Annotated in this window: 11 protein-coding genes; 5 read left to right on the top strand and 6 right to left on the bottom strand. The window is 63.6% G+C overall.

The window, feature by feature from the left end:
* Genes AC0L2F_RS19560 through AC0L2F_RS19575 form a run of 4 tightly spaced genes read right to left on the bottom strand, consistent with a single transcriptional unit; the run spans position 1 to position 4,710 of the window.
* Positions 1 to 1,089 (bottom strand): NAD/NADP octopine/nopaline dehydrogenase family protein, encoded by a 1,089-nt coding sequence (locus AC0L2F_RS19560; protein WP_473249495.1) that lies wholly within the window; start codon positions 1,087 to 1,089, stop codon positions 1 to 3.
* Complete coding sequence (locus AC0L2F_RS19565; RefSeq protein WP_473249496.1) at positions 1,086 to 2,609, bottom strand: class I adenylate-forming enzyme family protein; 1,524 nt, start codon at positions 2,607 to 2,609, stop codon at positions 1,086 to 1,088. Before AC0L2F_RS19565 ends, AC0L2F_RS19560 begins: the two co-directional genes overlap by 4 nt.
* Before the next feature lie 2 nt (positions 2,610 to 2,611).
* Positions 2,612 to 3,901 (bottom strand): acyl-CoA dehydrogenase family protein, encoded by a 1,290-nt coding sequence (locus AC0L2F_RS19570; protein ID WP_473249497.1) that lies wholly within the window; start codon positions 3,899 to 3,901, stop codon positions 2,612 to 2,614.
* Between the two features lie 11 nt (positions 3,902 to 3,912).
* Positions 3,913 to 4,710, bottom strand: a complete 798-nt coding sequence (locus AC0L2F_RS19575) for an alpha/beta fold hydrolase (protein ID WP_473249498.1) — start codon at positions 4,708 to 4,710, stop codon at positions 3,913 to 3,915.
* Positions 4,711 to 4,918: 208 nt separating this feature from the next.
* On the opposite strand from AC0L2F_RS19575, the gene AC0L2F_RS19580 reads away from it, so the two are divergent.
* From AC0L2F_RS19580 to AC0L2F_RS19595, 4 genes are all read left to right on the top strand, one after another.
* Positions 4,919 to 5,680, top strand: a complete 762-nt coding sequence (locus AC0L2F_RS19580) for an SDR family NAD(P)-dependent oxidoreductase (RefSeq protein ID WP_473249499.1) — start codon at positions 4,919 to 4,921, stop codon at positions 5,678 to 5,680.
* 41 nt (positions 5,681 to 5,721) lie between these two features.
* A complete protein-coding gene (locus AC0L2F_RS19585; RefSeq protein WP_473249501.1) occupies positions 5,722 to 6,558 on the top strand; it encodes an enoyl-CoA hydratase family protein in 837 nt (278 codons plus the stop codon).
* A gap of 94 nt (positions 6,559 to 6,652) precedes the next feature.
* Positions 6,653 to 9,004, top strand: a complete 2,352-nt coding sequence (locus AC0L2F_RS19590) for a bifunctional salicylyl-CoA 5-hydroxylase/oxidoreductase (RefSeq protein WP_473249502.1) — start codon at positions 6,653 to 6,655, stop codon at positions 9,002 to 9,004.
* Positions 9,005 to 9,059: 55 nt separating this feature from the next.
* Positions 9,060 to 10,310 (top strand): flavin-dependent oxidoreductase, encoded by a 1,251-nt coding sequence (locus AC0L2F_RS19595; RefSeq protein ID WP_473249503.1) that lies wholly within the window; start codon positions 9,060 to 9,062, stop codon positions 10,308 to 10,310.
* A 2-nt stretch (positions 10,311 to 10,312) separates the two neighbouring features.
* Here AC0L2F_RS19595 and AC0L2F_RS19600 read toward each other — a convergent pair whose 3' ends face one another.
* Positions 10,313 to 10,768 (bottom strand): cupin domain-containing protein, encoded by a 456-nt coding sequence (locus tag AC0L2F_RS19600; protein WP_007601580.1) that lies wholly within the window; start codon positions 10,766 to 10,768, stop codon positions 10,313 to 10,315.
* A gap of 29 nt (positions 10,769 to 10,797) precedes the next feature.
* A complete protein-coding gene (locus AC0L2F_RS19605; protein ID WP_473249505.1) occupies positions 10,798 to 11,973 on the bottom strand; it encodes an ABC transporter substrate-binding protein in 1,176 nt (391 codons plus the stop codon).
* Positions 11,974 to 12,222: 249 nt separating this feature from the next.
* Here AC0L2F_RS19605 and AC0L2F_RS19610 point away from each other — a divergent pair, with 249 nt between their 5' ends.
* Positions 12,223 to 12,741: a MarR family winged helix-turn-helix transcriptional regulator gene (locus tag AC0L2F_RS19610; RefSeq protein ID WP_473249506.1), complete on the top strand. Its 519-nt coding sequence runs from the start codon at positions 12,223 to 12,225 to the stop codon at positions 12,739 to 12,741.
* Positions 12,742 to 12,759: the final 18 nt, after the last annotated feature.

Raw genomic sequence — 12,759 nt, forward strand, 5'->3', positions numbered from 1 at the left:
TCAAAATCCCCCGCGAAGAAGCGTCTGCAAAGCGGCCTTGCCGAGATTGCCGAGCCCCAGCGTATCGAGGGTTCGGCCGCCTTGCGCAAAATCCTCGCCGCAGATTGCGCCCCCGATGGCCAGGAATGCTTTGGCCAATGGCGTAGCAACGCCTGCCAGGCCGGCGACGGAGACCAGCAGCGATAACCCAAGCCGCAAATCTTCTCTCATGTAGCGGTGCTCGGTCAGCACGATCCGCTCGCGCCAGTCGCCGGAATCGGTCAGCCGGTCATGCGAGCCGCGGCCGTACATCCAGATCTCGCCTTCCCTGGCGTAATGATGGGCGAGCGGAAAATGCGGTGCGCCATATCCGAGCGCCTCACGCACGGCAATCCGTTCGCCGTCGAGCGCGTCGGTGACCCGGCGAATCGCGGCTTGCGTTCCTTCCTTGTGAATGTCCCACTTCTCGAAATGGTCGATCGGGCCTGCATTCATAATGATCAGGGGCGGATGGATAATCGGGCCTGCGTTCATTAGCGCACCGGAGAGAGCATCTCCGCACGGCTCGATTGCGCCGGGGAAAGCCTGTCCAATCACCTCAAGTGCACGCGGCGCCTGATCGAGCGGGAAAACGCCGACCGGCAGTCGCTTGGCGCGGATGGTGATCGCGACCTCGAACGGGCCGTGCTTGCGGGTCAGCCAGGGCAAGGTCCCCGTTTCAGCAAAGCACGCCTTGGCGTGGTTGCCGGCATCCCGCGCAGCCTGGGCGAAGATCATCGAGCCGAACGTGGCCGGTGGCAGAAACACGACCTGTCCCTCCCGCAGATGTGGAGCAAGCAGGCGCGCAATATCAGGCTGCGCGAAAGCGGGGGCGGGGCACAGGATCAGCTCTGCGCCGTTGACGGCTTCGGCGATGCCGGCCGTGACCAGCGCGAGCTTGACGTCGTGACCGCCGTTATGATCCTTCACCAGGACGCGCGAGCCGGCGGCGCGATGGGCTGCGACCTGATCCGCGTCGCGGCGCCAGAGCCGGACCTCATGTCCCGACAGCGCAAAATCGCCCGCGGCCGCGAAAGAGCCGTTTCCCCCACCCAGAACCGCAATCTTCAAGATGCTTCTCCTTGCGCGCGCGATTGCGCATCAAGCTGCTTCAGCAGGAAATGCTGGACCTTGCCGAGCGCCGTGCGCGGCAGGTCGGTGACGAAAACGATGTCGCGCGGAACCTTGTAGCGGGCGAGTTGGGCCTGGAGATGCACTTTCAACACGTCTGCTTCCAGTCGAGCGCCGGACCGCCGGATCACGTAGGCGATGGGCACCTCGTCCCAGCGTGGATCGGGCCGGCCGATCACCGCGCATTCGCTGACATCCGGATGTTCGAGCAGGACGCGCTCGACCTCCGCCGGGTAGACATTCTCGCCGCCGGAAATGATCATGTTCTTCTTGCGGTCGCGCACCCAGAAATAGCCGTCCGCATCGCACAGGCCGATATCGCCGGTGCGATACCAGCCGTCGTGCAGCGCATCGCGCGTGGCGTCCGCATTGCCCCAATATTCGAAGAACACGTTGGGCCCGCGCACCGCGATCTCGCCCGGCGCACCCGCCGGCACCTCGTTGCCGGCCTGATCGATCACTTTCGCTTCGCAGCACAGGCCGGCAAGTCCGGTCGATCCCGCGCGCGAGAGATCCCCACCAAGCCGGGTGTAGACTGCAATGGGGCATGTTTCCGTCGAGCCGTAGACCTGAAGCACGGGCACGCCGCGCGCCACGAAGCGGTCGATCAGATGTGGCGGCACGATGGTCGAGCCGGTCGCGACGGCTTTGAGTGACGAAAGGTCTGTCGTAGCCCAGGCGGGATGGTCGCTTACGGCCTGGATGATGGCTGGCACCATCACGGTCAAGGTCGGCCGATCCCGTTCGATCGCTGCAAGCGCGGCGTCCGGCGTGAAGCGTGCGTGAACCGTGACCGTCGCGCCCAGCTGGAGCGCCGCCGTGGTCTGGATGTTGAGGCCACCGACGTGGAAGAACGGCAGCAGCGTCAGCACATGGTCATCGGACGTCATGTTGTGCATGTGCTGGCTCATGACTCCGTTCCAGAACAGCGCCTCCTGGCGCAGCACCGCGCCTTTGGGCCGTCCGGTCGTTCCTGATGTGTAGACAATGAGGAGCGGACAGGAGAGATCGGTGTGCGGGTTGCGGCCGTTGCCCTCACTGCGAGCCAACAGGTTTTCGAACCTCGTGCCGCGGGGCGGCTCGAAATCGAGCCCGACAATTGCAGTCCCCTGGAGCTCGGCAAGTACCCCCTCAAATGCCTGCTCGAGCACCAGGACCTTGGCGCCGGCATCGGTGAGGATGAAAAGCTGCTCGGCGATAGCCAGCCGCCAGTTTAGAGGCACCAGCATCGCGCCGAGCCGCGCGCAGGCATAGAGCAGAACCAGATAGTCCGGCCGGTTCAGGCTGAGGATCGCAACGCGGTCGCCCCGGCCTACGCCGAGCTCCTGCTTCAATGTTGCCGCCGTCCGCTCGATGCGTGCAGCGAACGCTGCATAGCTCAACCGCTCGCCTTCGAAGGCGATGGCTGTCTTGTCTGGCGCGAACGCCGCGTTACGATCGATCAGACTACAGAGGTCCACCGTCAGTCGTCCGTTTCGCCGGCCTCGTACAGCGCCTCGCGCCCGATCCGGTCGAGGCAGAGCTCGGCTGTCCAGGGCAACATCAGCGAGCCGCAGCGGCTGTCGCGATAGATCCGCTCCAGCGGCAACGAGCGCAGCATGGCCTGTCCGCCGCAGGTGCGGATCGCGAGCGCGGCGAGCTCATTGGCACCCTCCATCACCGAATATTGTGCGGCATAAGCGCGAAGCACCTGCTCCTTGCTCGGATTGGCGCGCGCTTCGGTGACGGCCTGGAACCAGATCGCCTTGATCTGCTCGAGCTTGATCTGCATCTGCGCGACCGCAATCTGCTTGGTCGGATACATCCTGCGCTTGACCGGCGGCATGCCCGGTACTTCGCCGCGCAGATATCGCACGGTGAAGTCATAGGCGGCTTGCGCAAGGCCCATATAGGTCGGCGACAGGGTCAGGAACATGTGCGGCCAGCGCATCGCGGCCTGGAAATAGACGCCCCGCGGCATCAGCGCCGAATCTGCCGGCACGAACACGTCCTTGAACAGCAGCGTGCGCGAGACCGTTCCGCGCATGCCCAGCGGATCCCAGTCGCCGACGACCGAAACGCCCTCCGATTTTGCAGGGATGGCGAGGTAAAGCGTATTGCGGCGCGAAGCCTTCTCACCTTTCTCGATCTCGGTGCAGAGCACGCCGTAATAGTCCGCATGGCCGGAGAGTGATGCAAAGATCTTCTTGCCGTTGACGATCCAGCCGCCCTCGACCGGCCTTGCTTCCGTGCCGAAAGCGACGCCGCCTGCTGCCGCCGCACCGCCCTCCGAGAAAGGCTGCGAATAGATCGCGCCGTCCTCGACGATGCGCTTGTAGTGGACTGCACGTCGCCGCTCGTGCTCGGCGCGGGTCTCTGCATCCATGTCGAGATCGTCGGCGAGGGGGCCCGACCACAGCGTCGAGCACACATGCATGTTCCAGGTGAGCGCAGTCGCACCGCAATAGCGGCCGATTTCGGCTGCCGCGAGTGCGTAAGTTTGATAATTCGCCCCGAGCCCACCGTGCTTCTTGGGCACGGCAATGCCGAGCAAGCCGACGCGATGCAGGTCGCGATAATTCTCGGACGGGAAGATCGCCTCGCGATCGTAAGTCGCGGCGCGGCCGGCGAACACGCTCTGGCCGATCTCGCGCGCCCGCGCGATGATGCCGGCCTGTTCGTCGCTCAGTCGGAACGCGACGGGATCGAAGATCGGTGCATCCAACGCGACCTTGTCAGTCGCGCCGATGGTGTTGCTGACTTGCATGGTCATTGCGCAGTCACCTACGTTCTGGTCGCGACGGAATTCAGGAAGCGGCCGAGGGCCTCGTCAAAGGCATCCGGACGTTCGAGGTTGGCGAGATGGCCGACAGAGTCGAGTTCGACATATTCCGCGGAGGGAATGTAGGTCGCCGTCTTCGCCATCATCGGCGCTGGCGCGTTGTTGTCCTTGGAGCCGGACAGCAGCAGCGTCGGGATGGAAATGTCCTTGAGGGTGCTGCGTTGGTCGAAGCCAATCAAGGCCAGCATCATGGCGCGATAGCTCGCCTCGGGCACGCTTGCCATGCACTCGCGTGCAACCTCCATTCCCCTGGGATCAGGATCGTCGCCCACGAGTTCCTTCACCAAAGAGGGCGCCAGCGACTTCATCGTTTCACCGCGATCGAGCGGCCCGAGCCGTGCGGCGATAAACGATTTCTGCCAATCACCGTCGGCCTTGCCGAAGGCGGGGCTGGTCTGCGCCAGCACGACCGCGCGCGCCAGTTTTGGGGATTGCACCAGCCATTTCTGGACGATCATGCCGCCGATGGAATGGCCGACCAGAATCGGCCTGCTCGCACCAAGCTGCTCGATGAATTGCTGAAGCGCATCCGCCAGGGCAGCGATGCTGACGCTGGCGAGCGGTGCCGACCCACCATAGCCGGGCATGTCCCATGCAATCGCGTGGAAGCGGCCGCCGAATGTGGCAAGCTGCTGCCGCCAGGCCCGTGCCGCCCCGCCGATGCCATGCAGGAAAATCAGAGGTGTCCCGCCCGGATCGCCCGCGGCTTCATAGGCGAAGCGGCCGTCCTTTGTTATCATTGGCGCAGGCTGCGACACGCGACATCCTTTTGCTCGGCCCTTCGATGCTAACAGGCCTGTGAGGGATGGGAAGAGATAATTTTATACTTAAAGCAATTTTCGGGCCGGCGTGCGGCCGTTCGCGGAGTCGCGTCGAGCTTTGTTTGCAAAAGTTTGAAGGTTAAAATATATCGAGAGAGCGATCAGCAGAATGCAAGGAAGCCAGCGCATGTCCGGATTACCGCATTCGCCGCACGCGCTGGTGACCGGTGGCGGTCGCGGCATCGGTCGCGCCATCGCAGCAGCGCTCGTCGAGGCCGGTGCCACGGTGACCGTCCTTGGGCGGAACCCTGCGACGCTTGAAGAGGCTGTTAGCGTAGGGGCAGCGCATTTTGCGGCCGTCGCCGACGTTTCGGACGAAACCTCATTGAAAGTCGCCATCGCTCAAGCGAGTGCGCGGCAGCCGATCGATATTCTGATCGCCAACGCGGGAAGTGCCGAGTCCGCACCGTTCTCCAAATCCGACAGTGCCTTGTTTGCGCGCATGATGGACGTCAATTTCATGGGCGTGGTCCATGCTGTCAGCGCCGTGCTTCCGGGGATGAAGGATCGTCCCTATGGCCGTATCGTCGCGATCGCGTCGACGGCGGGGCTCAAGGGCTATGCTTACGTGAGCGCGTACACTGCCGCCAAGCACGCCGTGATTGGTCTCGTGCGTTCGCTTGCACTCGAGACGGCTGGCAGCAAAGTGACCGTCAACGCGGTGTGTCCCGGTTTCACCGACACAGATCTGGTCGCCGGCAGCATCGAGAACATCATGAAAAAGACGGGGCGCAGCCGCGAGCAGGCCATTGCCGAGCTCGCGAAACATAATCCGCAAGGCCGATTGATCTCTCCTCGGGAGGTCGCGGATGCCGTGCTCTGGTTGTGCGGCGAGGGCGCCGGCGCGATCACCGGGCAGGCCATCGCTGTTGCCGGTGGTGAGATTTAGCGCATGGCTAAGGCGCGGAACAAGGAAGCCAAGGAGATCGTATGAGCAGACCAGCCAATCCCGTGACCTTACCGCTTGCGCACTATTCGCCGCAGCACTTCCTGCTGGCCGTGGTCGACGGTGTCGCGACAGTCACGCTCAATCGTCCCGAACGGAAGAATCCGTTGACCTTCGAGAGCTATCGCGAACTCACCGATTTCTTTCGCGCCTGCGCGTTCGACGATGCGGTCAAGTGCATCGTCGTGACCGGCGCTGGTGCCAATTTCTCGTCCGGCGGCGATGTGTTCGAGATCATCGGTCCGCTCGTGAAGATGGACACCAAGGGGCTGACGGCGTTTACGCGGATGACCGGCGACCTCGTCAAGGCGATGCGGGCATGCCCCCAGCCGATCGTTGCCGCGGTCGAAGGCATCTGCGCCGGCGCGGGCGCAATCATCGCCATGGCGTCGGACATGCGGCTTGCTGCGAGCGGGGCCAAGGTCGCATTCCTCTTCAACAAGGTCGGCCTTGCCGGTTGTGACATGGGCGCCTGCGCGATCCTGCCGCGGATCATCGGACAGTCCCGCGCTTCCGAGTTGCTCTATACCGGCCGGTTCATGACCGCGGAGGAGGGCGAGCGCTGGGGCTTCTTCAGCCGCCTCGTCACGCCGGAGCAGGTGCTGCCCCAGGCACAAGTGCTCGCCAAGCAGATCGCGGAGGGACCGACCTTCGCCAACACCATGACCAAGCGGATGCTGGCCATGGAATGGGCGATGTCGGTGGAGGAGGCGATCGAGGCGGAAGCCGTTGCTCAGGCGCTCTGCATGACGACGGCCGATTTCGAACGGGCCTTCGAGGCCTTTGCCAACAAGGTCAAGCCGGTCTTCAGGGGCGACTAAGCCGGGCTTTGCCGCCAGCCCGCCGCAATGGGGACTTGCGCGAAATTATTTTAGGCTTAAAATAGTTTCGGCGGGTTGAATTGGCGAGGCTCCCATGAAAGTCGCGATCATCGGTGGCGGACCTGCGGGTCTCTACGCTGCAATCCTGCTGAAGAAGCAGCGACCGAGCGCCGAGATCGCGGTCTACGAGCGCAACCGCGCCGACGACACCTTCGGCTTCGGCGTGGTGTTCTCGGACGCCACACTCGATAATTTCGAGAAGCACGACCTTCCGAGCTATCGCCGCATCACCCAGGAATTCGCCTACTGGGATGACATCGCCGTGCACTTCCGCGGAACGGTCCATCGGGTCGGCGGCAACGGCTTTTGTGGCTGCTCGCGGCAGAAGCTGCTCCTGATCCTCCAGGCGCGCGCGTGCGAACTGGGCGTTGTCCTGAATTTCGAGGCGGACGTCGAGGACGAATCCCGCTTCGCCGACGCCGATCTCATCCTGGTCGCGGACGGCATCAACAGCCGCTTCCGCGACAAATACGTCGATCATTTCGCGCCGGAAGTCGACCTCCGTGCCAACAAATTCGCCTGGATGGGCTCGACCAGGCCGCTGGATGCCTTCACCTTCATCTTCCAGGAGACGGAGTGGGGGCCGTTCATCGCCCATGCCTATCAATATGAAGCCGGGCACTCGACCTGGATTTTCGAGACCGATCCGGAGACGTTTGAACGCGCCGGACTGACAGGGCTGAGCGAGACCCAGTCCGCTGCGCGGATGGCCGAGATCTTCGGCTGGTTCCTCGATGGGCACCAATTGCTCACCAACCGCTCGACGTGGCGCAACTTCCCGATGATCCGCAGCAAGCGCTGGGTCAAGGACAGCATGGTTCTGCTGGGCGACGCCAAGGCGAGCGCGCATTTCTCGATCGGCTCGGGCACCAAGCTCGCGATGGAAGACGCGATCGCGCTGGCTGACGCCATGGAGAAGGCGCCCAGCATCAAGGCGGCGCTGGACGTCTATGAGCACGGACGGCGTGAGGAGGTCGAGAAGACGCAGCACGCCGCTGACGTCTCGCTGGTCTGGTTCGAGCATGTCGATCGATTCTGGGATTTCGATCCCGTGCAGTTCGCCTTTGGCGTGATGACGCGCTCGAAGGCGATCACCTATGACAATCTGAAACTCCGCGCCCCCGACTTCGTGGCGGAGGTCGAAAGATCGTTTGCCAAGCGTGTTCGTGACAGCGGTTTCGACGTCGACACCGAGAAGCCGATGGTGCCGCTGTTCCAGCCCTTCCGGCTGCGCGAGATGGAGATCGCCAATCGCGCAGTGGTGTCGCCGATGTGCATGTATTCGGCGAAGGAGGGCGTGCCTACCGATTTCCACCTTGTGCATTATGGATCGCGCGCGATCGGCGGTGCCGGCCTGATCTTCACGGAGATGACCTGCGTTGCCCGCGACGCCCGCATCACGCCCGGCTGCGCAGGACTGTGGAATGATGAGCAGGAGTCGTCCTGGCGGCGCATCGTGGATTTCGTCCATGCCAATTCAGCCGCAAAAATCTGCCTGCAACTGGGGCACGCCGGGCGCAAGGGTGCGACCAAGCTAATGTGGGACGGCATGGATCGTCCGCTCGAGGAGGGCGGTTGGGAGGTGTTCTCGGCGTCGCCGCTGCCCTATTTCCCCGACAGCGAGGTTCCGCGCGAGCTCGATCGCGCCGGCATGAACGCAGTGAGGGACGCTTTCGTCGCGGCGGCCGAGCGCGGCGAACGCTGCGGCTTCGACATGCTCGAACTGCACTGCGCCCACGGCTATCTGCTTGCGAGCTTCATCTCGCCGCTGACGAACACCCGCACGGATGAGTATGGCGGCTCGCTCGAAAATCGCCTGCGCTTCCCGCTCGAGATCTTCGAGGCGCTGCGGGCCGTATGGCCGTCGCACAAGCCGATGTCAGTGCGCATTTCCGCGACCGACTGGGCCGAGGGTGGCATCGGCGGCGACGACGCGGTGGCGATCGCGCGCGCTTTTGCCGAAGCCGGCGTCGACCTCGTCGACGTCTCGACCGGGCAGACCGTGCGCGATGCGCAGCCGATCTATGGGCGCATGTTCCAGACCCCGTTCTCCGACCAGGTCCGCAATGAGGCGCGCGTGGCCACGATGTGCGTCGGCAACATCACGACGGCGGACCAGGCCAACACCATCCTGGCTGCCGGCCGCGCGGACCTCGTTGCGCTCGGGCGGCCGCATCTGGTCGATCCCTTCTTCACCATGAGGGCGGCGGCCTGGTACGGGGCGGACAACGCATTCTGCCCGCCGCAATATCTTCCCGGAAAAGATCAGATTTTCCGCAACAGCGTGCGCGACCGGCAGGATCTCGAGGAGCTGAGAATTAAGGCTAAGCCCAAGACCCGGGCCGAGCTCAAGGCGGAGGCGACAAAGCCGCTTGCGGCCGAGTGACCGCCCGTGCGAATTTGGCCGTATTGCCTGGTGTGTACCGAGTGGAGTGAGGGCGATGAAGGCGATTATCGTCGGTGGCGGTATCGGTGGTCTCACCACCGCATTGATGCTGCGCTCGCGGGGCCTCGCTTGCGAGATTTTCGAGCAGTCCGACACCATCCGCGAGCTTGGCGTCGGGATCAACACGCTGCCGCATGCCATGCGCGAGCTGGCGGGCCTCGGTCTGCTCCAGCAGCTTGACGATGTCGCGATCCGCACCGACCAGCTCTATTACCTCAACCGTCACGGCCAGGAAGTCTGGCGCGAGGCCCGCGGCATCGACGCCGGCCACGATGTGCCGCAATTCTCAATCCACCGCGGCCGCCTTCAGGGCGTCATCCATCGGGCTGTCGAGCAGCGGCTCGGGCCGGAGGCCATCCACACCGGCTGCCGCCTCGGTGCTTTCACGCAGGACGAGGGCGGCGTCACCGCTTACTTCTTCGACCGCTCAGGCGCGCACATCCATACCGCGCGCGGCGATATCCTGATTGGTGCCGACGGCATCCATTCGCGGGTCCGTGACACGCTGTTCCCGAGCGAGGGGCCGCCGTGCTGGAACGGCCTGATGCTGTGGCGCGGTGCGCGGGATTGGCCGCTATTCCTCACCGGCAAGTCGATGATCGTCGCCGGCGGCCTCAACGCCAAGGTGGTGATCTATCCCATTGCGGAGGGGTCGAGCCCGGCGAGCCGTCTCACCAACTGGGCGGTGTTGGTGAAGGTCGGCGAGGGCAATGCCCCGCCTCCGCGCAAGGAAGACTGGTCGCGGCCGGGCCGTCGCGAGGAGCTGATGCCGCATGTGGCGCGCTTTTCGGTGCCTTACGTCGACGTGAAGAGCCTGATCTCGGCCACGCCGGAGTTCTACGAATATCCGACCTGCGACCGCGATCCGTTGCCCTATTGGTCGTCGGGCAGGGTCACGTTGCTCGGCGATGCCGCCCATCCGATGTATCCGGTTGGCTCCAATGGCGCCTCGCAGGCCATCCTCGATGCGCGCTGCCTCGCTGACGCGCTGGTGCGCGCCGAGCATCCGCGCCAGGCATTGCTTGAATACGAGAAGAAGCGCCTGCCCATGACCGCGGACATCGTCCGCTCCAACAGGCGTGGCGGTCCCGAGGGCGTCATCGACGCCGTCGAGCAGCTCGCGCCCGACGGTTTCGATAATGTCGACAACGTGCTGAGCTATTCCCAGCGCGAGGCGATCGTGCGCGGCTATGCCACCAAGGCCGGATTCGCCGCAGTGCCGGGACTTGCGGCGGTGCGGGCTTGAATCTAGCCGCCGGGAGGCGGCGGCAGGAAATGAATGTTGAACTCGGCCGCCATCGCCACCACGTCCTCGGGCTTCTGTTCCTTCATGTTGTGAAGGCCCCAGAACAGGTCAAACAGCTTGCGGGTCGGTGACACCCAGAACAGCACCTTCGCGGTCTGCTCCGATTTGTTGAAGATGCCGTGCGGAACGCCCATGCCGAGCCGGATCAGGTCGCCCGCGGTCGCCTGCGACTCGGAATTGCCGAGCATGAAATCGAGCTTGCCCTCCAGCATGTAGAGATATTCATCCTGGTCGGGATGGATGTGCGGCGGCACGAACGTGCCCGGCGGCAGCGTCGCATGCCAGGAGAAGCTGTGCTCCGTGTTGCTCTTCGGCACATAGGTCTGGCCGAGGATATTCCAGGAGATGCCCTGGATCCCCTCATTGGCCCGTGTAATGCCGGTGATTTCGCTCTTCATTGTGATCCTCCCTCGACGCGACGTGCGGCCTAGTTCGCCGCTTTGCAGTCCTTGGCGTAGCGGTCGCCGTAATTCTCGAAGACTTTCTGGACGATCTCGGTCTGGAACTTGCCGTCCGCGCGCTTGGCGACCTTGGTCAGGTAGAAATTCTGGATCGGATAACCATTGGTGTTGAACTTGAAGGCGCCGCGCAGTGAGGTGAAGTCGGCCTTTTTCAGAGCGGCTGCGACCGCGTCCTTATTGGAGAGGTCGCCCTTCACGGCCTTGACGGCGCTGTCGATCAGCATCGCGGCATCATACGCCTGGAAGGCGTAGGTGCCGGGCACGCCGTTATAGGCGGCCTCGTAGGCGGCGACGAACTTCTTGTTCTGGGGATTGTCGAGATTGGGCGCCCAGTTCGCGCCGCCGAACATGCCGACCGCCGCGTCCTGCTGCGCCGGCAAGGTCGATTCATCCACCGTGAAAGCCGAGAGCACCGGAATGCTGTCGGCGAGGCCAGCCTGCCGGTATTGCTTGACGAAATTGACCCCGAGGCCGCCGGGCATGAACGTGAAGAGCGCATCAGGCTTCTGCGATGAAATCTTGGAAAGCTCCGGCTGGAAGTCCAGCGTGTTGAGCGGCATGTAGGATTCTTCGACGATCTCGCCCTTGTAGTCGAGCTTGAAGCCGGCGACCGAGTCCTTGCCGGCCTGATAGTTCGGCACCATCAAATACATGCGCTTGTAGCCGCGATCCTGCGCGACCTTGCCGAGAATTTCGTGCACCTGATCGTTCTGATACGAGGTCACATAGAAGAACGGGTTGCAGTCCTTGCCGGCAAAAGTGGACGGGCCGGCATTGGGGCTGATCAGGAAGGTTTTCGATTCCGTGACCGGCCGGTGGATCGCCTGGAGGATGTTGGAGAAGATCGGGCCGACCACGAAGTCGACCTTGTCACGCTCCAGAAGGCCCTTGACCTTGGTGACCGCTGCGTCCGGCTTCAACTCGTCGTCGACCACGACGACCTCGACATCGCGGCCGCCCATCTTGCCGCCGAGATCCTTGACCCCGAGCGCAAAGCCGTCGCGAACCTGTTGGCCGAGCGCGGCGGCGGGTCCCGAGAGGGTCACGATCAAACCCAGCTTGATTTTCTCCTGGGCGAGGGAAGGACTCACCGCGGTGCCAAGCAGCAAGGCGGCTGCGGCCAACGTCATTTGCGTCTTCATGATCTGTCCCCCGTGACAACAGGACTTGCGCTGCAAGCCGCTACTCCAATCCAAGTTTATGCCGATGATTGCTGCCGCGGCAAGCGAGCTCAAGGCGTCGTCATCTGCGGGCAGCGGCGCATGCAAGCGGCGCGCCAATTATTTGAAGCCTAAAGAAATCGGCATGCGGTCGATTGGTGAGGCTTTAGGCTTGCAGCCGGCTTCGATTTATTTGAAGCTCAAAACGTTGGGATTCCGTGCCGGGCGCCCATGCCGGCCGAGAGTGACTGCATCAACATGCTCGATTCCGAGACCAAGGCCGTCGAAACGCCGGAGGATCACGCCGAAGAGCTTCGGCTGTGGCTGCGCCTCTTGACCTGCGCGACCCTGATCGAGGGCGAGGTCCGTGGCCGGCTGCGGTACCGCTTCGACGTCACATTGCCTCGCTTCGATCTGATGGCGCAGCTCGACAAGGCGCCGGACGGCATGACGCTGTCCGACGTCTCCAAGCGCATGATGGTGTCGAACGGCAACGTCACTGGCCTCGTCGAGCGCCTCGTGGAATCCGGTCATCTCGACCGCCGCACGTCGGAGACGGACCGCCGCGTCCAGGTGATCCGGCTGACCAAACTCGGTCGGGCCGAGTTTCGCAGAATGGCCGCGGAACACGAGACCTGGATCGCCGATCTCTTCGGCGATCTGACGCCGAAGGATGTGCGCGAGCTGATGCGCCTGCTCGCCAAGACCAAGGCGTCGGCGCAGAAATCGGCCGCTCGCCGCCGGGCCTAGGTCCGCGGCTGAGGCACC

This window comes from Bradyrhizobium sp. Ken64 (assembly GCF_055807555.1).